The sequence below is a fragment of the Parabacteroides caecihominis genome, assembly GCF_023656785.1.
Lineage (GTDB): Bacteria > Bacteroidota > Bacteroidia > Bacteroidales > Tannerellaceae > Parabacteroides > Parabacteroides segnis.
The window spans coordinates 1-19,754 of the sequence record NZ_JAMOKS010000030.1; the positions used below are offsets into that span (position 1 = coordinate 1).

16 protein-coding genes are annotated in these 19,754 nt (G+C 40.5%); 11 read left to right on the forward strand and 5 right to left on the reverse strand.

Going from position 1 to position 19,754, the window contains the following annotated elements; translation table 11 throughout:
* Nucleotides 1-223: 223 nt before the first annotated feature.
* On the reverse strand, nt 224-475 hold the full coding sequence (locus NBH14_RS21025; protein WP_010800294.1) for a hypothetical protein: 252 nt from the start codon (nt 473-475) through the stop codon (nt 224-226).
* Nucleotides 476-516: 41 nt separating this feature from the next.
* The gene (locus NBH14_RS21030; RefSeq protein ID WP_186961012.1) at nt 517-2,310 is read right to left on the reverse strand and encodes a MutS family DNA mismatch repair protein; all 1,794 of its coding nucleotides are present in this window, start codon (nt 2,308-2,310) and stop codon (nt 517-519) included.
* Between the two features lie 161 nt (nt 2,311-2,471).
* Here NBH14_RS21030 and NBH14_RS21035 point away from each other — a divergent pair, with 161 nt between their 5' ends.
* Nucleotides 2,472-3,311, forward strand: a complete 840-nt coding sequence (locus NBH14_RS21035) for a phospholipase A (RefSeq protein ID WP_186961013.1) — start codon at nt 2,472-2,474, stop codon at nt 3,309-3,311.
* A gap of 195 nt (nt 3,312-3,506) precedes the next feature.
* Here the strand turns inward: NBH14_RS21035 and NBH14_RS21040 are convergent, their stop codons facing one another.
* The 3 genes from NBH14_RS21040 to NBH14_RS21050 form a co-directional block, all read right to left on the reverse strand.
* Complete coding sequence (locus NBH14_RS21040) at nt 3,507-3,941, reverse strand: DUF6078 family protein (RefSeq protein ID WP_186961014.1); 435 nt, start codon at nt 3,939-3,941, stop codon at nt 3,507-3,509.
* Nucleotides 3,942-4,088: 147 nt separating this feature from the next.
* On the reverse strand, nt 4,089-6,452 hold the full coding sequence (locus tag NBH14_RS21045) for a DNA/RNA helicase domain-containing protein (protein WP_128135674.1): 2,364 nt from the start codon (nt 6,450-6,452) through the stop codon (nt 4,089-4,091).
* Nucleotides 6,449-6,790, reverse strand: coding sequence for a nucleotide pyrophosphohydrolase (locus NBH14_RS21050; protein ID WP_128135673.1), 342 nt, complete (start codon nt 6,788-6,790; stop codon nt 6,449-6,451). Before NBH14_RS21050 ends, NBH14_RS21045 begins: the two co-directional genes overlap by 4 nt.
* Before the next feature lie 294 nt (nt 6,791-7,084).
* Here NBH14_RS21050 and abc-f point away from each other — a divergent pair, with 294 nt between their 5' ends.
* From abc-f to NBH14_RS21100, 10 genes are all read left to right on the forward strand, one after another.
* A complete protein-coding gene (abc-f, locus tag NBH14_RS21055; protein WP_186961015.1) occupies nt 7,085-8,968 on the forward strand; it encodes a ribosomal protection-like ABC-F family protein in 1,884 nt (627 codons plus the stop codon).
* A 4-nt stretch (nt 8,969-8,972) separates the two neighbouring features.
* On the forward strand, nt 8,973-10,148 hold the full coding sequence (locus NBH14_RS21060) for an MFS transporter (RefSeq protein ID WP_186961016.1): 1,176 nt from the start codon (nt 8,973-8,975) through the stop codon (nt 10,146-10,148).
* A 96-nt stretch (nt 10,149-10,244) separates the two neighbouring features.
* Entirely contained in the window at nt 10,245-12,563 is a 2,319-nt protein-coding gene (locus NBH14_RS21065; RefSeq protein ID WP_250817737.1) for a hypothetical protein, read from the forward strand.
* A gap of 1 nt (nt 12,564) precedes the next feature.
* On the forward strand, nt 12,565-12,912 hold the full coding sequence (locus NBH14_RS21070) for a hypothetical protein (RefSeq protein WP_186961018.1): 348 nt from the start codon (nt 12,565-12,567) through the stop codon (nt 12,910-12,912).
* 59 nt (nt 12,913-12,971) lie between these two features.
* Nucleotides 12,972-13,532 (forward strand): globin family protein, encoded by a 561-nt coding sequence (locus NBH14_RS21075; RefSeq protein WP_186961019.1) that lies wholly within the window; start codon nt 12,972-12,974, stop codon nt 13,530-13,532.
* A gap of 25 nt (nt 13,533-13,557) precedes the next feature.
* Nucleotides 13,558-15,882 carry a hypothetical protein gene (locus NBH14_RS21080; RefSeq protein ID WP_250817738.1) on the forward strand — a complete coding sequence of 775 codons (2,325 nt, stop codon included), beginning with the start codon at nt 13,558-13,560 and terminating at the stop codon, nt 15,880-15,882.
* 1,022 nt (nt 15,883-16,904) lie between these two features.
* A complete protein-coding gene (locus NBH14_RS21085; RefSeq protein ID WP_199676374.1) occupies nt 16,905-17,585 on the forward strand; it encodes an RNA polymerase sigma factor in 681 nt (226 codons plus the stop codon).
* Between the two features lie 64 nt (nt 17,586-17,649).
* A complete protein-coding gene (locus tag NBH14_RS21090) occupies nt 17,650-18,171 on the forward strand; it encodes a DinB family protein (protein WP_250817749.1) in 522 nt (173 codons plus the stop codon).
* A 120-nt stretch (nt 18,172-18,291) separates the two neighbouring features.
* Nucleotides 18,292-18,648: a hypothetical protein gene (locus NBH14_RS21095; RefSeq protein WP_007653677.1), complete on the forward strand. Its 357-nt coding sequence runs from the start codon at nt 18,292-18,294 to the stop codon at nt 18,646-18,648.
* Between the two features lie 142 nt (nt 18,649-18,790).
* Nucleotides 18,791-19,687, forward strand: a complete 897-nt coding sequence (locus tag NBH14_RS21100; protein WP_128135114.1) for a YitT family protein — start codon at nt 18,791-18,793, stop codon at nt 19,685-19,687.
* Nucleotides 19,688-19,754 lie beyond the last annotated feature (67 nt).

Genomic DNA, 19,754 nt, shown 5'->3' on the forward strand with positions numbered 1-19,754 from the left:
TTTAAATTATTGTAATTTTACGCTCGTCGGGACGGGTGGTCCCGCCCCTTGGCGCGGGCCGTTCCCCGACCGATGAGTTTTCTAGAGATAAATAATGCGTGACACAGTTTATTTTACACTACCGACTTTTTGAGCTGTTTTAACTCCAAAAGTATCCCGGTAATAGTATATAATCTGATCAAAATCGTTTGATGCAAACGGATGCCATATAATTTCCATACTATTATATAATATCTTTCATTCGCTGTTCCATCTCTTCACCGCTGATACCTATTCCGGCAATAGCATCCTTACCAGTGATAGCCAATCGCTGACGAACCTCTTCGAGGGTATATTCACAAGGACTTGCCTCTTCTTTGTTACTCCGGAGCTTACTTAGATATTTGCGAAGTTTTCCGATGGTTTCACTATTTTCGATATTTAATATCTCACGAACCAATTCCGCTTTGCTGGCTTCAAGTTCTATTGTTGTCATAAGTGACTCCTTTCTATTAATTTACGTGCAAATATAAGTATTTAAACCGTTATCCCCATCTTCTTCATCAGGAAACATGCATTCATATTTTGTGCTACCCCTTCACGAAGCAGATAGGAGAAGGTTAGTTCTTCATTTGTAATATCGGCTTCAAAGCGGTAGTTCTTTATCTGGTTGGGAAATTCGTTTTCCAGTTCGCCCAGTGCCAGGTCGTGTGTGGCGATGATGCCGCAAGTCTGGTAAGCTACCAACTGTTTCATCAGGGCGATCGAACCTTTTTGCTTGTCGATCGAGTTAGTTCCTTTCAGGATTTCATCCAGTATGATAAATAGTTTTTCTCCCTGTTGCAGACGGTCGATAATCATTTTCAGCCGTTTCAATTCTGCGAAGAAATAAGATTCATTGCTGACCAGCGAATCGGAAGTACGCAGGCTAGTCACCATCTTTGCCGGATAGACAGTCAGGGAGTCAGCATAGACCGGAGCACCGATACAGGCCAACAAATAGTTGACTCCGACTGTGCGGAGGTAGGTGCTTTTCCCTGCCATATTTGCCCCAGTGATAATCAGGAACCACGGACTTTTCTCTATCGAAATATCATTCCGTACGCAAGCATCACGGCGGAGTAGGGGATGTCCTAGTGCTTTACCACTCATCTTGAAATAAGAGTCGGCTATTTCCGGATAGATATAGCCGGTATGGTTGAATGCAAATCCTCCCAACGAACTGTAGGCATCAAACTCGGCAAGGGCATCGAACCATCGGGGAATATCCTCGGCGTGTATCTGTATCCAACGTTCCAGGCGGATGGCTGTCCGGGTGTCGCGGAGAATAAATATGTTCATAATGAATCCCATCATACTGCCCCGCTGGTCTAGCGCACCGATGCTGCGGGATAACTTTTTCAGTGCCTTTGAGGCTGTTCCGTCTGTCCCGTTAAACTGGTTGCTGATCGCTGCCAGTTCGGTTGACTTGAAAAGGTCGCCTTCTATGCTTTTGATCAGTGAAGAATAAGTATACAGGATTTTCTCCATCTTGTTCACTGAGTTATGAAGTTCTGTGATTTGTTTTCCCCGTATGTAGGAAATCAGGAACGAGATGGCGAAGAATATGCTTATGCCGGTGAAACTGATTATTCCGCTTGATGCTCCTGCGATCAGTATCACCCATATGGCAGGAATGAGCCATATCAGTATTTTCCAGAGCAGGCTGTTAATGAAGGCCGGTTTATGATCTGTTAGTGCGCTTAAGGTATTTACATCTCCTTTATTTCCCGGACTTAATACACCGGTTACATAGAAGTGTTGCCTTAATTGCGTCATTTCGCTCAGTTCACGGATGGCTTCCTGGCGTTTGAGTATCTTTTCTTTATCGGTAAGCGGGTTGATGAACCAGTCGGCAAGCCTTTCTTTTCCCATCGAAGTAACTGTCCGGTTGATGGACTGGAAGATGGAGCGGTTTCCGAAAAGATCCAGATCCAGGCTGAATGAATGGTCGGCAGAACTTTTCTCTGGTGCCCCGTCGAAAGCGCTGAAATCGTAATCCAGCCCTTTCAGTTCGTTGTTGCATAGGGCGGATAGTGCATCGGCATATGACTTTTGCGATGACAAAAATGTATGATAAACCATTAACCCGATGAAAGGAATGATGAATAAGAGGATTGCCCCGCCCAACACCATCCAGTTTTCGGCTTTCAGAAACCATATCGCAGCAATAAGCCCGGCGACCAGCAGCAGGCGTATTGTTCCTATCAAATGCATTTTTTTTCTCAGACCGTCCGAGCGGCGTGTGTAAGCAGCTATTGTATCCCTGTAATATTGATATACTTTTTCCATGCGGGCAAAGATATAAAAAATGAACATACCAGTTAAGATTTGGTTATTAATAAAGAAGAGGTAACTGAATTGACCATAATTCATGAAATCGGGGAGAATTGTTAAACCTTGATGGATATTACCTTTGTTTTGTTTTTATAAGGTTTATATATTCATATTTTATGAAAAGGACAGCAGTATTTCTATACGTTTTATTCATTTCCTGTTTTGTTTCAGTATCTGCCCAGGTTCTGGTGCAGGATCCGAAGTTGGAATATAACGCGGACAGTGTGCGTGCGGTATTGGACAAAGCGCCTTATTTCACTTTATTCAAAGATAATTATTTCATCGGCGGGACGACGATCGGGCATAAACCGACCGCTGCCAATTCGGATGTGAAGTTCCAGTTGAGTATTGCCCAGCGCCTGACGAAAAGCAAGCTGCCTTTCGACACTTATCTTTTTATCCAGTACACCCAGAAAGCCTTTTGGAATGTTTTCCAGAAATCTCTGCCCATGCGCGACCTGAACTTCAATCCGGGGATCGGACTGGGGCATCTGATTATCCATCATAATAAATTCATCGGAAAAGGCTATCTGATGCTCGAACATGAATCGAACGGAAAAGACAGTACGGCTTCGCGCAGTTGGAACAAGGTGACATTTGCAACAGCCATTGTTTTAAACAAAAACTGGGAGGCTCAATTCAAGACCTGGATACCGATCGTTGATGGGAAGTACAACAAAGATTTGCTGAAATATAATGGAATCTTCCAGTTAGCTACTAATTTTCGTACTGACAACAGGCGCTTTAACTGTGGAGTGATCCTAACCAAACGCAAAACATGGCTGAGTTTTAATACGCAGGTCGAGTTGAGTTACAAATTCAATAATAATGAGAATCAGTATTTTTTCCTGCAATACTATAATGGTTACGGTGAGAACCTGCTGGAATACAATCAGTTTAAAAGCATGCTGAGGATCGGGTTTGTGATAAAGCCGCAGGATTTTAGCATCTATTGAGAGTCAGTTTCATATAATCCTTAATATTCTTCTTGTGAAGGTAACAGGTATTCTGTTGTGTCTTTTTCCCCACAATTTTTATCTATGTGGGGAATTATCCCCACTGCTATGGGGAATACTGCCCACTTGTGTGGGGAATATCACCCATTTAAGTGGGGATTATAAGTAATAAAGGCCTAAAAAGTATACAATTTCTTACCAATCGTATTGCTCTACATATTGGTCGAAAAGCGGATCGGCATGGATACCTTGTCGCATAAAGATCATACGAATGATCTTTTGTTCGTCAGGGGTAATCAATCGTTCTTTTTTCTGGATGCGGTAAAGGGTTCCTTTACTGAATTGGGTATTCATTGCCCGTTTGATGGCAACAGCTTTGTTATGAGGCAGATCATCTAATAATTGAGTGATCCCCAATGCGTACCTGTCCTTTTGATCTGCTTTGAAAAAGGGACAGCTATCTGCTTGAGGCGTTGTGCAATCGGGGTTTACGATCGAAAAAACAGTCCGTTCCGGTGTAAGTTGTTTCGAAACAAGATAACGCAGGCACTTCGTAGAGTTTTTGCATTGTTTATTCAGACAGTAAGCAAAACCTTGGGGGACGGATTCGTATTTAGATTCAGGTTCCATATGTTGATTTTTATGATTTGACAAAGTTACGATTAAAATTTTAATAACAATATGAGATTGGAGAATCTTCAGTAGTCTGTATTTGACTTTTACTAAAAAATCTTTTGAATGCAGGGTAAGGTGCAGGAACAATTCAGGGTATTGATTTTAATCTTTTATTATTCCTGCAAATTCCCCAATGATTCTAAACTCTTCGGCATCTTCTTCATTAATGATGATAGGATTGTAATCCGGATTTTTGGGGGTTAAAACAATTTCTTCATGTTCCCAATTTCCTAGCTCATCAAACTTTTTCTTGCTACTATATGTTTTAATAGAATAACCTCCTGCATAATCAGCGTCATAGAAATTATGATGTTGGATTAAAACGATCTTTCCTTGTCGGCTTCCTGCCGGGTTTGCTCTGAATACACAATAATCATTATGGTATATGGCTGGTTCCATCGATCGACCTACGGCTTGTACTACGTACATGTTTCTATTTAATTTTCCTAATCCTTCTACTTTTATCCAGCCAAGTTCATCAACTATATCCCCTTCTCCAAAGTATCCACAAGCAGCTTTGATAGAGTATAGTGGAAGAAAGTCAATGTATTTGACGTTGTCGTTGACTTCAGGTTCGATACGAATCTCTTTTTTCTCTTCTTGTTGAGGCTGTAATTGACTCATGAAATGTTGAGCTAAAGCTTGATCGCAGAAATAAACATAACAGCCTTTCATCCCTCTGGTCATTAAGGTCCTGTAAGTGTTTTTTATTATCTCATCAGCATCTTGTAAAGCTTGCTCTTTGTCTTTTTTTAATAATGATTTAAAACCTTTTACGGATTGATCGTGTTTGGAACGTTGAGTGACATCTGTGATTATTTTATTGTTTTCATATCTCATATCTTTTCCAACTATGATACCCACATAATCAAGTTCTAAACCTTGACAAGTATGGATGCATCCAATCTGATCGACAGACGTTTCTCCGATAATCCAAGGTGTTTTTTCTGAATTTAGATTCCATTTTTTTTCAAAATTGAATTCTGGTATAATAATATCAAAACTATCAGTATTTTTTTTACTATTCCAATCCCAGCAATAACCTGCCACAACCCGGGAACGATTGTTCCTTTTGTTTTTGGTTTTTATTGTTTCAAATAGTTCATTCGGATCTGAGAATATCTTGAAATCGTAATCTTCGGCAGAAAGGTGTATGTTGGCGGTATTCTTGATTTGTAATGTATTATCTAACCAACTGAGATAACCATCAGAACCGTTACAACGAAACTGAGAACTTAACTTGGTTGTGTGCACGATAGCTCCGAGTGATTCTGCGTACTTTTCAATAGATCTTTTAGAGCCTATATCTTTAATATGGATTCTTTGCCTGTCGTCGACAAAAAACACAGAAAACTTTGCTGCACGTATGATTTCGAGTATCTGGTTTTCTCCTTCGGTACCATAAAAACCGCTTTTTAAGTTTAGTCGATGTGCTTCATCGACTATTAAAGTATCGAATATGTCAGCTTGAATATCATAAAATCGGCCACTTCCAACAAAGAGGTCTTTGATACGTTCTTTATGACAATCACCGCTAAGTTTGATTGTATAAACTTCTCGCGGAGCTGCATTTTTTGAGACATATTGAGTTAAAAAATTTTCTTTTGTTAATTGTACCAAAAGGTTGACAGCTACGACACTTTTTCCAGTACCTGGACCTCCTTCCACTATCAAAACGTGTTTTTTGCCAGTTGATGTGGAGTTTCGGGCAAGTTCTAATGCAGTTTCGTATACAATCTTTTGATCATCCAGTAATACAAATTCCTGATTACCATGTAACATAGAAGATAAAGCTTCTGCTAATTGTTTAGATGGTCTTAGTTTTCCTTTGTCTATCATCCAGACAATATCATCTTTTGCACCATATCTGATATGTTTTTTGATAAAGTCTTGTAACTGTTGGGCATCAGACTTTAAGAAAACGGGAGCTTTTTGAACAAATTCCTTATAGCATGGGTTTGTTATGACATTATCTGGTTTATAGTTATGTAAAAAAGCACATGGGGAAAGAATAATATCTCGTTCCCTAACTAATTCATTATAGTTGATTAGCATATAAGCATATGACCATGCTTGGTATGATGGGTGTGCAGTTTCACTTTCTCCGTGCTGGAACCGTGTTTTTACAATTCCAGACTTGTTAGATAATTTTGCCTGTTCCCATTGCTTTAATTCAATAATGACAATATTCTCTTTTTTGTTTTCATCAAGTCCGGCTATGATGAAATCAATACGTTTTGAAGTCAATGGTATCTGATATTCGATAGCTATATTGGAGGTATCAGGTATGTTGGGGGTGTTGATCACTTTATACATATGCATCATGGAGTTTTTCCATGATTGTACCTCATTAGGAGATGTATGTCTGCCCAAGTGCGTAACAAATGCGTGATCTATATCATCCGCAATAGTTCCATTAAAAACATCTTTTAGGAATCCTTGTTTAGAAGCATGATAGACTATCATAATTCATTGTATTTTTTTGCGTTGCCTTTTGATTTATTTACCGGATATTTTTCTGCATTCTTTGCTAATTTAGTAAGAATGATATCCTTAATATCTAGGTTATATTTGTAAGCAATCAGAAATGCATAATTCATGATGTCTGCTAATTCTTCTTTTACCTTGTCGATATTAACACTATTGGCCTCTTTCCATAGAAAAACTTCATTAAGTTCTGAGGCTTCGATAGATAGGGCTAAAGCCAGATCTTTTCCATTGTGGAATTGATCCCAGTCTCTGTCCTGTGTGAACTTAACAATTTGTTCCATAATCTCTTGTATATCTGATTGATTATTTTTCATTTCTTTTGTTTTAACAAGATTGATTAAAAGACAAATATATAAAACTATCAGAAATAATAGAGAGAAAGTTAATAGGGAAATTGTATTGCGAGTTATTCTTTTTCTTTTATGTAAATCATTTCTAATGTCTTATTTATACTCTTTTGACCTCATTATTTGTGTGATTACATAATCTGGGATTTATTTAAAATTGTAACTTCTTGTTTAAGTAAGCAGCGAACACTTCCTCCTTAATACCCACCCTACGCCGAATTTTTGTATCTTTGTCCGGCATATTAAAGCATAAAAGGCAGTATGATCAGTTATTTACAGATAGACGGACTTACCAAGAGCTTCGGCGATTTGGTTCTTTTTGAAGATATTACGTTTGGAATTGTACAGGGGCAGAAAGTGGGCCTTATCGCAAAGAACGGTACAGGTAAAACAACATTACTGAATATCATTGCCGGGAAGGAGGATTATGATAGCGGGGCGGTTGTGTTCCGTAACGACCTGCGTGTCGGTTATCTGGAGCAGACACCGGTTTATCCCGAAGGATTAACCGTTCTTCAGGCCTGTTTTTATTCCCCGAATGAGACGGTTCGACTGATCGCTGAGTATGAAGAAGCTATGGCCAGTGACGATCATTCCAACTTGCAGGATATCCTGATGCGTATGGATAACCTGAAAGCTTGGGACTATGAACAACGGGCCAAGCAAATCCTTTCGCAGTTGAAGATTACGAATTTCGATCAGAAGGTGGAACATCTGTCCGGCGGACAGTTGAAACGTGTAGCGCTAGCCAATGTCCTGATCACTGATCCTGAACTGATCATCCTCGATGAGCCGACCAACCACCTCGACCTGGAAATGACCGAATGGCTGGAAGGATACCTGAGCCGTGCCAATATCAGTATTCTAATGGTGACGCACGATCGTTATTTCCTGGATCGGGTTTGTAGTGAGATTATCGAAATAGATCGTCAGCAAATCTATCAGTATAAAGGTAATTACAGCTACTATCTGGAAAAACGTCAGGAACGTATGGAGGCGATGAATACGGAAGTGGAACGAGCTAACAACCTGTTACGTAAGGAACTGGAATGGATGCGCCGGCAGCCGCAAGCCCGTGGAACGAAGGCTAAATATCGTATCGATGCTTTTTATGAACTGGAGAAGAAAGCTAAACAACAGCATGATAACGGAAACGTGAATCTGGATGTCAAGGCTTCCTATATCGGTTCGAAGATATTCGAGGCCGAACATGTGACGAAAAGTTTTGGCAGCCTCAAGATTGTAGAAGATTTCAACTATATATTTGCCCGTTACGAAAAGATGGGGATTGTCGGTAATAACGGTACCGGGAAATCTACTTTTATTAAAATGTTGATGGGAGAGGTGGAGCCCGACAGTGGCCGGTTCGATGTCGGTGAAACGGTTCGTTTCGGTTATTATAGCCAGGACGGATTGCAGTTTGACGAACAGATGAAAGTGATTGATGTCGTACAGGATATAGCCGAATATGTTGACTTGGGAGACGGAAAGAAAATGGGTGTTTCCCAATTTCTGAATTATTTCCTGTTCGCACCGGAAAAGCAACATAGTTATGTTTATAAACTGAGTGGAGGCGAGAAACGGCGTCTTTATCTATGTACGGTCCTGATGCGCAATCCGAACTTCCTGGTGTTGGATGAGCCGACAAACGATCTGGATATTGTGACTCTGAACGTACTGGAGGAATATCTGCGCAGTTTTAAAGGCTGTGCGATTGTGGTTTCTCACGACCGTTATTTTATGGATAAGGTAGTGGATCATTTGCTGGTATTTCGGGGAAATGCCGATATCAAGGATTTCCCGGGTAACTATACGCAATATCGCGATTGGAAAGAGGTACAGGATCAGTTGGAGAAGGAAGCCGAAGCTGCCCGCCAGCCCAAACAAGCTCCTGCTCCTGAAAAGAACAACCGCCCTCAGAATGAACAGAAAAAGAAACTATCTTTCAAGGAACGGAAGGAGTTTGAGGCGCTGGAAGAAGAAATACCTGCGCTTGAAGCTGAAAAAACTGAACTTGAAGCGGCTATGAGCAGCGGAACATTGAGCAACGATGAGTTGATGGCAAAGTCGGAACGCATTGCAAAAGTGATTGAAGAAATTGATGAAAAGACAATGCGCTGGCTGGAGTTAAGTGAGCTGGCTTAAAGATATGAACGAAACGAAACCTGTGCTTTGGAACCGGAATTTCATCCAGTGTTGTATCTCTTATTTCCTGATGAATTTCTCTTTTTACATGCTGATGCCGACTATGCCGGTTTATTTGGTGGAGGTATTGAAGATTAATCCGTCGGAGGTGGGGGTAGCATTATCCAGTTATTCGATAGGGTTGCTGTGTGTCCGTCCTTTTTCCGGATACTTGGTGGATTGCTTTTCACGCAAACCGTTATATCTCTTTGCCTTTACGGTTTTTGCCTGTATGTTTACCGGTTATTTGTTTGCAACTACGGTCCTGACGATTATGGCTGTCCGTTTCATTCAGGGTGGCTTTATGGGGATGACTTCCGTTTCCGGTAATACCATTGCGATAGATGTGATTCCTTCCAGGCGAAGAGGCGAAGGAATGGGGTTTTATGGCTTGACGATTAATCTGGCGATGTCGCTTGCTCCGTTGGTGGCGGTTGCTGTTTATGATAGGTATGGTTTTCATCCGCTGGTGCTGGTTGGTCTGGCGATAGCGTTGGTCGGTGTCGGCTCTGTCTGCCTGATTCGTTATCCGAAACGGGAGAAGGTGGAACGGCCTCCTTTTTCGCTGGATCGTTTTATTCTGGTGAAAGCGTTACCAACGGCATTGGCTTATTTGCTGAGTGCAATACCTTATGGGATGGTTGTTTCTTTCGTCGTGCTGTACGGAAAAGAAATTAATGTGTCGAATCCCGGTTATTTCTTTATTTTTATGGCGATAGGGGTTGGTACGGCAAGGCTTATATCCGGACGGTTGGTCGATCACGGGAAGATACATCTGGTATCGATTAGTGCGTTGGTGTTTCTGACACTTTCGTTTGCTGTATTTGCTTTGTTTCATAATGAAATTGTCTTTTTTGCTTCTGCGCTGGCGATTGGTATCGGATTCGGTGTTTGTGTCCCAGCTATCCAGTGTCTTTTCGTAAATGTCGCTCCGCATCATTTGCGTGGAACGGCAACTTCCACTTATCTGACTTCTTTTGATTTCGGAGTGGGAATCGGAATGCTGGCAGCCGGCTTTATCGCTTCGCATGCTGATCTGGCAACGGCCTATCTGGTAGGTTCCGGATGCTGTTTGGTGTCGCTCCTGGTTTATTTGCGGTGGGTGAGACCGTCGTATGAGAAATATAAATTGGTCGATTGAATTTAATACTTGCCTGATTAGATTTGTTTCTTTTGTTTATATTTGCGCTGTGGTCTTGTTTTTGGGGCTGCAATGATAATTAAAAATGTCGGGTACATGAAAAACATTCTGTTAACCATCTTTTTACTGACATATACCTGTTTGCCGTGTTTTTGCCAGCAAACAGTCGATGAAGCCTGGGTTGCTTCTATTAATAAAGAATATGCAGCCTTTCCTTCCGAACTTATCTATCTCCAAACCAGCAAGGGTATTTATGAGACTGGAGAAGACCTTTGGTTTAAAGCATATCAGTTGAATTCCCAATCTTTTGCATTCTCCAATCAAAGTCAGACATTGTATCTGCAAATGATAAATAATAAGGATAGTATCGTTTGGCAAGAGAAATATCCGGTAGAAAACGGTATGGTGTTCGGTCATGTTTATGTCAGTGAGAAGCTGGCGGATGGTGATTATTTTCTGGAAGCCTATACCCGTCACTCTTTTCATAACGACACAACAGGAATTATCTCTTCATGTAAAGTAAGGATTGTCAAAAATATAGCTCATGATAATCAACAATCGGAGGGTGTGGAAAAAGATTGTTTACGATTTAATGTTTTTCCGGAGGGAGGGAATCTGGTTTCGGGTTTGCCTTCACGTGTGGCGTTTAAGGCTACAAATGGCAAAGGATATCCGGTAGAGGTAAAAGGTACTTTATATCAAGATGATACTCCGGTTACCCTATTTGAAAGTAGTCATGACGGAATGGGATTTTTCTTTTTTACTCCTGATGCTGAAAAGAAATACCGGATAGAGTTAGAGGATGGTGCTTGTTATTCTTTACCAAAGATTTGCCCACAAGGAATGACTTTAAGCCTATCCAAACAAGACAAGAAAAATCTGGAGTTTTTTATCTCACAAACCGAAGGTTCTCCTGCTCAGGAAGTTTCTCTGGTAGGACAAATTCGTGGGATGATTTGCTGTGTGGCAAAGGGAGTGTTGAAGGACCGGCTTAAAATAAAAATGCCGCTTAGTGAGTTCTTTTATCAGGGAATCGCAGAGTTCACCTTGTTTAATGGCAATATGCAACCGGTTGCAGAAAGGCTGGTTTATGTGCATCCGGAAAAGAAGTTACAGATCAATATTGAACCGGATAAGAAAACATATGCTCTTCGTGAAAAAGCTACATTGAAAATAAAGGTGACGGATGGGAATGGAGTACCAGTGAAAACGAATCTGGGTCTCAGTGTATTTGATAAGGCATATATTAATCCGGCAGATCCTGTAAATATATTGACGCATTGTTATCTATCCTCTCAGATACGCGGAAAGATTTATAATCCGCTTTATTATTTTGATGAAAAGAATAAAGACCGTATGCAGGCAATGGATTTATTGTTGCTGACTCAGGGGTGGAGGCGGTATGTCTGGAATATAGAATATGCCCCCGATAATGAAAATCTGTTTTTGTCTGATGAAATAATAGGCATACAATCTATTAATAGTAAGAAAAAGAGGAAAGAGGCGCAGGGGACGGAACAACTTATTCAGATATCCGGTGCTGAGGGAAATTCATTGTATGTATGGGCTGACTCAACCGGCTCTTTTATTGTCGGTACGGATATATTGAAGGAACTTCGAGGTGGTTATGTGTATTTGAAACCGATGTTGTCGAATGAACATAAGCCTCAACTTGAAATAGAAGATTATTTTCCGCAAATCGATAGTCTAAGGAAAAAGAAACAGAGATATTACCCTACGATGGATATTTCTCAGTCTGTAAAAGAACAGATTCTCGATATGCCGGTCGTTAGTAATGATAGTACAATTTTACTGGATGAGGTAGTTGTTACCCGTAAAGCAAGTAGACCTTTCAGGGATAAGTTTATGGGACGTTTAGATAGTTTGGCACAGATGGATGTTGGTATGCCTTGGGTGTGTCCGGAAGGACATTTGGAAAATTATAAAGACGGATATACGGTACATCATGACCCCCGTTATTGTCCCAATGCAAATATTGTTCCGTTTGAAAAACGAAGTAAACCGGTAGAGGGTAAAACGTATCGAATTATTAAACCTAAATATTTCGATGGAGGAAAATGGTTTATTGTGGAAGACGAACAATATGTCGTTTATCACGGTCCTATTTATTCGGAAGAAGAGCTTCTCCGTCGTAACAACCTTTGGCGTGCCAAAGGCTACTACGTAGCCCGTGAATTTTACCAACCGGACGAAATAGATATACAATTGTCAACTCCCGATGCCCGTAATACTTTGTTATGGCAACCTTCCGTCATAACGGATGAAAAAGGGGAGGCGGAAGTTTCTTTCTATTGCTCCGATATCAATACTGGTTTTACCGGAGTGGTGGAAGGGGTTGACGGTGCTGGATTGTTAGGTTCCGGTACATGCGAATTCAGAGTGATAAGAAAATAGAATGAAGAGAACGCTACAATTATTCAAAATAGATATGGTAAATCGTTTGTTATTACTGGTAATGATAGTTTTGGGTAGTCCGGTTATGACTGAGTTGAATGCACAGTCGGATACAATTCCCCTGATAAAAATGAATAGTGGGCATTTATCGGCCCATGTGAGATTGCAAAATGTTATTGACGCAAAAGCTATGCTGGAGTCTGGAATACCCTTTCCTATATTAGACAGTATGTTTGTTGTACAGAATCAAAAGAAACTGAATGTTCAACTTGTACCGTCTGAAATATCCATGGACCTCAATGGAAGAAAAATGCGTTGCTACTACCAAACGCAGATACTATATCTGTAAACAGTCAGATTCATACGGGAATAACTTTAATTGGTAATTTGGCTTCAAGAGGCATTGATATGATGTATCCTATACAATCTTTTATCAATCCGGCTGATTCGGGTTCGTGTATTGTCGAGTTGGATATTCAGAATTTATTTATGCGGCATATCACAAACAAAGAACTTGCTGGAATTAAGAATAAATATCGTGAACTCGACATAAAAAAGGATGAATTAGGGAATATGTATAGCCTTGATACAGAATTGTCGGTGAGAGATATAACGGGAAGAAATACCATATTGAATGGTTCTTTTATTCCTGATTTAGGAAATGTGATGTTTTTGGCACTTTTTGAGAGCCATCCGGATGTGAAAAGTTTCATTCATAATACAAACATTCAACTGCAAAAGGGATATAACCCAAAAGGACAACCTTTACCAGTAAAGGTCATGTCTGTATATGAGTGTACATTTGAGAAGGAAGAGAAGTTCTCAAATGTGACTCTTATAACAACTCCTTTTTATACCCAATTGAAGAGTGACGGTTTTTTAGGATTAGATTTCTTGCGCCATTTCAATGTCATTTTTGATTTTCAGAATGATAAATTTTATTTGAAAAGGACTCATAAAGGGAACTGATGTTAAACTTTATATAGAAAAAGGAATGTTAAATCGTCTGTTATTATTACTAATGGTGATTTTGGGGAGTCTGGTTGCAACAGCTCAAAACAATATAGACAGCTTGTTTGCCTCGGTGAGCAGACAGTTGTCGGGGTATCCTTGTGAGTGTGTGTATCTGCAAACGAGTAAAGGAATTTATGAAACGGGAGAAGATATGTGGTTCAAAGCCTACCAGTTGGACGCACAGTCTTTCGGGCTTTCAGACCGGAGTAAGACGCTTTATCTTCAAATGGTAGATAGCAAGGATAGCGTGGTATGGCGTGAGAAATATCCTATCGGGAACGGAATAGCGGACGGGCATGTGTATGTGGATGAAAAATTACCGGAGGGGGATTATTCATTAGAAGGCTATACCCGGTATTCGTTCCATAATGATACGACCGGGATACTATCGGCCCATAAAATAAGAGTAGTAAAGAACATCGCACAGAATAACCAACGAACAGACAAGGGAGAGGAAAGTAATTTGCGTTTCGACCTTTTTCCCGAAGGCGGTAATCTGATTTCAGGTTTATCTTCCCGGTTGGCTTTCAAGGCTACAGGTGGCAAAGGCTATCCGGTAGATGTGGAAGGTACATTGTACGAGGATGACAACCCTGCAACAACGTTCAAGAGTTTTCATGACGGAATGGGATTTTTCTTTTTTACGCCTTCCGCCGGAAAGAAATACCATATTGAACTGAAAGACGGGAAGATTTATTCATTGCCGGAAATTTACCCGCAAGGAATGACATTGAGATTGTCCCGCCAGGATAAGGATGGGTTGGAGTTCGTGATATCGCAGACGGACGGATTACCTAAACAAGAAATCTATTTGTTGGGGCAAATGCGTGGAATGGTTTGTTGTGTAGCTAAAGGGAAATTGAAAGATAATCTGAAAATAAAGATTCTGTTCACGGAATTTGCTTATCAGGGAATAGTTGAATTTACCTTGTTTGACAAAACAATGCAACCTGTGGCAGAACGGCTGGTGTATGTTCACCCGGAAAAGAAACTGAATATCAGCATTGAACCGGAAAAGGATAACTATGCATTAAGAGAAAAGGCTACGCTGAATATAAAGGTGACGGATGGTAATGGAAAACCGGTACAGGCAAATCTGGGTATCAGCGTGTTCGATAAGGCGTATCTAAATCCGGCTGCCCCGATGAATATCCTTACTCATTGTTACCTGTCCTCTCAGATACGGGGTAAAATCCATAATCCTGTATATTATTTTGATGAAGGAAACAAAGACCGGATACAGGCAATGGATATTCTTCTATTGACGCAAGGCTGGCGACGATATATTCGGAGCGTATATAATCCGGTTTGCCAGGGTGACATATTTTTGTCAGATGAAATATCCGGTATTCAGACGATAGGAAGCAAGAAGAAAAGTAAGGAGACGCAAAGTACGGAACAACTGATTCAGGTATCAGGTGCGGAAGATAATTCAGCATTTGTGTGGGCGGATTCGGTGGGATATTTTACAATCGGCACGGATGTGATGAAAGAGCTTCGAGGCGGTTATGTGTATGTAAAACCAATGTTGTCGAAGGAGTTCAAGCCGAGACTGGAACTCATGGACTATTTTCCGCAGATAGACAGTATCAGGAAAAATAAGCCGTCCTGTTATCCGATAATGGATTTGTCGCAAACGATGAAAGAGCAGGTTCTCGATATGCCGATAGTGAGCAATGACAGTACGATACTTCTTGATGAAGTGGTTGTAACCCGCAAAGCTCGCAAACCGTTCCGGGATAAATTGATGGGGCGGTTGGATAGTTTGGCTCATAAAGATTTAGGCGGTCCTTGGGTTTGTGAATGTGCTACGGCAGAAGATTATTTGAATGATTATGATGGTTATTCACATCATCCGGCAGGTAGCCCGGGCGATAATTACAAAGGAAAAAGGTTGGCTCCTGTAAATGGAAAGCAATATACGCTTATTAAATATGAACCAAAGGGACGAAATGGTATCTGGATTGTCACGGATATAAAATATAAAATTTATCAGGGGCCTGAGTTTACAGAGGAGGAGCTTCTTAAAATGAATAATCTCTACCGTACCAAAGGCTACTATGCCTCCCGTGAGTTTTACCAGCCGGACGAAGTGGATATGTCATTATCCACACCGGATGCCCGAAATACCTTGCTGTGGCAACCTTCCGTCATTACGGACGAAAAAGGCGAAGCGACAGTTTCGTTTTATTGCTCGGATATTAATACCGGATTTGTGGGAATAGCGGAAGGTGTCGATGGAACGGGACTGCTAGGTACAGGGAAATGTGAGTTCAGGGTAGTTAGGAATTTGACTATCCAATGAATTGTGGCAATAAATCGTTCACCATTCACCTCTGTGTTTGTAATTGGCTCATATATTGATTGTTATTGCATTTTGATGGAGGTGGACGGTTGGTGAAAAAGGTGAACGGTTTATTTCAACCTTTCACCTGATTCGATTTGGCTGGTAGTATTTTAATTATCGCCCTACAGGATATTTGCTAACAAGTCATTTCTTTTTAATACAAAAGATACTGTCCGGTAATTGCTTATCAAGAGTCGTTAAGCTTGCTGACGTAGGTCGTTAAGCTTTTCGACGTATATCATCAAGCTTAACGACCTACGTCGAAAAGGCTATGACTATAAGCTTTGACCTTAGTATATAATTATTGGAAGATTAGTTTACAACCGGATACGCCTTACTTTGAAAAGGTGAACGATTGAGAGAAAGCATTCACCTTTAAGCCGAATCGTTCACCTGATTTTATTTGCATAACTGGTTAATTGATAGTCTGTTGCTTTTGTAAGGTGAACGGTGAAGGATAAAACAGCTTAATTGTCATATGATGATTAGAAAGTGTTTTGAATTTATTGTTTAGTTCGTTTCTTATCAGATGTGAACTATCCTGTCATCAACCTCACTTGACTATTACAGGTCTATTTGCCGTCTGCTTTAGCTGACGGACTAGTAAAGAATGTATCTCTTTGGACTTTAGTCCCATTTCTTAAAGCTTTCTATCTGAGAGAAATGTGGCTAAAGCCCAAAAAAGAACCAGCTTATAAACCGTCAGCTAAAGCAGACGGCAAATGAACCTGTAACAGATGAGTCACTTTGACAGTTGGATAACTCAATTATTTCTAAATTGGCACATTGGCATATTGCCACATTGGCTCATATTCTATAATGGAACCTAGGAATAAATTCATAACAATTTTTTAAAATCGGGCTGATAATGTTTAGACGGATTAAAATGAATAACAAGGAATGTTTTACAGACGTTTTTCTTTTTACTTTTGTGCCGAGGCCATAAAAAGCCTCTTTAGTAATAACGAATCATTTCATCCATGGAAATAAACCGCAAAGATTTAGTTGAGCATTATGGCACAATGGTCGCAACCATTGCCCACCGGATGATTCAGAACAGGGAGATTGCGAAGGAGGCGGCTCAGGAAGTCTGGTATGAGGTGTTTAAGAGTCTGCCTTCATTCAATGCAGATTCTGAATTATCGACCTGGATTTATACGATTGCGAAGCGGACTATTTCGCGGTATGCTCAAAATGAAAAGGTGGCGACATTGGTGAAGCTGGAACAATTCAGGGCCTTGCAGGAAATCGAATATTCCGGTTCTGATGAGGAACGGAAGGAGTGGGTCAAGGAAAGATGTGACTGGTGCTTGACGGCTTTGAATCATTGCCTGAATAATGATGCCCGGCTGATTTTTATTTTTAAGGAGAATATAGGGCTTTCTCATAAAGAGATCGGAGCGATTATGGAAATGTCGGTAGAGAATGTCCGTAAGATATACTCCCGTTCCATTGATAAGATCAGCCATTTCCTGACCGATACCTGCCCGCTCTATAATCCTGCGGGAACCTGTAAATGCAGGATTTGTAAACAGGTCTTTTTTATTGACCTGGATAAAGAATATACCACAGTCGCCAAAATGATACGGTTGGCCGACCTGTATCAGAAGTTTGAAAAAGATTTGCCCCGGAAGAATTATTGGGAAAAATTTCTGGACTGAGTTGTCACAATCTCTACGATGTTACTCACTAATTATAATGTATAACTTAAAAAGTAACATTATGATGAGTAAAATTGAATTTTTGAGAGAGCAAATCATTGAAGCACGGAATTTTGTAAATCGTCTGATTTCAGAAATGCCAGAAGAGCTCTGGTACACAATTCCGGAAGGTACGGATTCAAACTTTGCCTGGCAGATCGGGCATCTGTTGGTTTCACAGAATTTTCATGCTATTACAACGATAACCGGGGTAAATGAAGATGTTAAACGGCAGATACCTATCGCCCGTTATAATAAAATATTTAATGGCATGGGAACTTTGCACCGTTCTGTTGAAAGGAATTTTATCCCATCTTCGGAATTAAAGGAACAATTGGGTTTTGTGCACGATATTTGCCTTGCAAACCTACTGACTCTTAACGATGAAATCCTGAAAGAACCCCTTGAACCAATCCCGTTTAAGCATCCCGTTGCCAATATAAAGTACGAAGCCTTGTCCTGGTGTTTCAAGCATGAGATGTGGCATAGTGCCGAGATGGAGGCAATAAAAAGGGCTTTGGGATATCCGATCGTCTGGATGAAGTAATAAACCTGTTCGTGAACAATGTTATAAAACATCTTGTTATATATACAAAGGCAAAAAGAGAGATAGATTCGGAGGCAGCGGCCTCCATGTTTAGGTTTATTAATTTAATGTTTAGGTATTATGAGACGTTTAGGTATGGCTGTAGCAGCCATTTTATTATGTGCAACGGTAGGTTTTGCACGCGAGAACCGGAACAATGTGAGTAAAGAACCGTTTGCTATTAACTTTGAGAAACTGAGTTATTATTTACAATTAACCCCGTCTCAGACGGGTGAAGTAGCAAATATAAATGAATTTTTCCTGGATAAACAACGTGAAAGTCTACGTGCCAGCGAAAGCCAGCAACAAAAAAAGATGCATCAGGCTGTTTATGGAAATCTGAAGTTGATGAAAAAGGTTCTGACGCCCGATCAGTATCGCAAATATGTAACATTGTTGAATGTGACAAATAATAATAATCGTGCACTGAACCTTTAATATAAAAGGTGAGGGGGGATTTGTTCCCCGGATCGCGATTGTTGAAAACAGGTGGAAGAGATTACGCAATTTGTTTGTGTAGTCTCTTCTTTTTTTATCTATCTTTGTGGCACTGAAAACAAATAATGATTGAATCTAAATTATGAAACAACTTGGTTTTCCTTCTAATGCTACATTGAAGAGTAATGCAGTCGATTATTCTCTGATTGTGGTTGGGGCTTTTTTGCAGGCATTGAGTTATGTACTTTTCCTGGCTCCCTATAAAATTGTGCCGGGGGGCGTTTATGGTATTTCCATCGTTTTGCATTATGTGACGAAAGGTGTTTTCTCCATTTTTCCGGACGGTTTGCCGATGGGTGCTACTGCCTTATGCTTTAACGTTCCATTGTTGTTGCTGGCAATGAAAAAAATCGGTCTTTCTTCGGGACCGAAAACGATCGTGACGTTTGTGCTTATTTCCGTCTTTACGGATACGTTGTCTTATTTTTGCGGAACGGAACCGCTGGTGGAAAATGATACGTTTATCGCCTGTTTCTATGGAGGGGCGATATTGGGTATCGGGGTGACTTGTGTGTTTAAGGCGCAAAGTACCAGTGCGGGAACAGATGTGCTGGCCCGTGTTATTGCCAATAATTCCAATTTGAAAGTAAGTAATATGATTATAATACTGGATTCTGCGATCGTGATGTTAGGCTTGATCGTATTCCAGGACTGGGCGGTTCCATTGTATTCCTGGTTCGCTATTTTTGTGTATGGTAAGGTTGTTGAAATGTTCCAGACGGAAAATCCGAATCGTGCTGTCTTTATCGTATCGAAGAAGACACAGGAGATAAAAGACCTGATTGTCGGAAAGATGGGGATGCGGGGTACTTTCCTGCACGGACGGGGCATGTATGAAGGAAAGGAAAAAGAGATCATCTTTACCATTGCCGAACGTAAGGATATGCCGCGCCTGAAAGATGAAATTAAGGAGATCGATCCGAATGCTTTTATTTCTACTATGCATGCGAGCAAGGATTCGCCTCGTCCGGGAATCTGATAAATTGATAATTAATAATTTAAAATTGAAAATTAAATGGAGGGATTAACTGCAAACCGATATTAAT

What these genes read in the sequence shown, in the direction of transcription:
- NBH14_RS21085 (WP_199676374.1), top strand. Translation starts at nt 16,905, where the DNA reads ATGGAAATAAACCGCAAAGATTTAGTTGAGCATTATGGCACAATGGTC.
- NBH14_RS21065 (WP_250817737.1), top strand. Translation starts at nt 10,245, where the DNA reads ATGAAAAACATTCTGTTAACCATCTTTTTACTGACATATACCTGTTTG.
- NBH14_RS21045 (WP_128135674.1), bottom strand. Translation starts at nt 6,452, where the DNA reads ATGATAGTCTATCATGCTTCTAAACAAGGATTCCTAAAAGATGTTTTT.
- NBH14_RS21040 (WP_186961014.1), bottom strand. Translation starts at nt 3,941, where the DNA reads ATGGAACCTGAATCTAAATACGAATCCGTCCCCCAAGGTTTTGCTTAC.
- NBH14_RS21095 (WP_007653677.1), top strand. Translation starts at nt 18,292, where the DNA reads ATGAGACGTTTAGGTATGGCTGTAGCAGCCATTTTATTATGTGCAACG.
- NBH14_RS21050 (WP_128135673.1), bottom strand. Translation starts at nt 6,790, where the DNA reads ATGAAAAATAATCAATCAGATATACAAGAGATTATGGAACAAATTGTT.
- abc-f (WP_186961015.1), top strand. Translation starts at nt 7,085, where the DNA reads ATGATCAGTTATTTACAGATAGACGGACTTACCAAGAGCTTCGGCGAT.
- NBH14_RS21090 (WP_250817749.1), top strand. Translation starts at nt 17,650, where the DNA reads ATGAGTAAAATTGAATTTTTGAGAGAGCAAATCATTGAAGCACGGAAT.
- NBH14_RS21060 (WP_186961016.1), top strand. Translation starts at nt 8,973, where the DNA reads ATGAACGAAACGAAACCTGTGCTTTGGAACCGGAATTTCATCCAGTGT.
- NBH14_RS21075 (WP_186961019.1), top strand. Translation starts at nt 12,972, where the DNA reads ATGATGTATCCTATACAATCTTTTATCAATCCGGCTGATTCGGGTTCG.
- NBH14_RS21030 (WP_186961012.1), bottom strand. Translation starts at nt 2,310, where the DNA reads ATGGAAAAAGTATATCAATATTACAGGGATACAATAGCTGCTTACACA.
- NBH14_RS21100 (WP_128135114.1), top strand. Translation starts at nt 18,791, where the DNA reads ATGAAACAACTTGGTTTTCCTTCTAATGCTACATTGAAGAGTAATGCA.
- NBH14_RS21025 (WP_010800294.1), bottom strand. Translation starts at nt 475, where the DNA reads ATGACAACAATAGAACTTGAAGCCAGCAAAGCGGAATTGGTTCGTGAG.
- NBH14_RS21035 (WP_186961013.1), top strand. Translation starts at nt 2,472, where the DNA reads ATGAAAAGGACAGCAGTATTTCTATACGTTTTATTCATTTCCTGTTTT.
- NBH14_RS21080 (WP_250817738.1), top strand. Translation starts at nt 13,558, where the DNA reads ATGTTAAATCGTCTGTTATTATTACTAATGGTGATTTTGGGGAGTCTG.
- NBH14_RS21070 (WP_186961018.1), top strand. Translation starts at nt 12,565, where the DNA reads ATGAAGAGAACGCTACAATTATTCAAAATAGATATGGTAAATCGTTTG.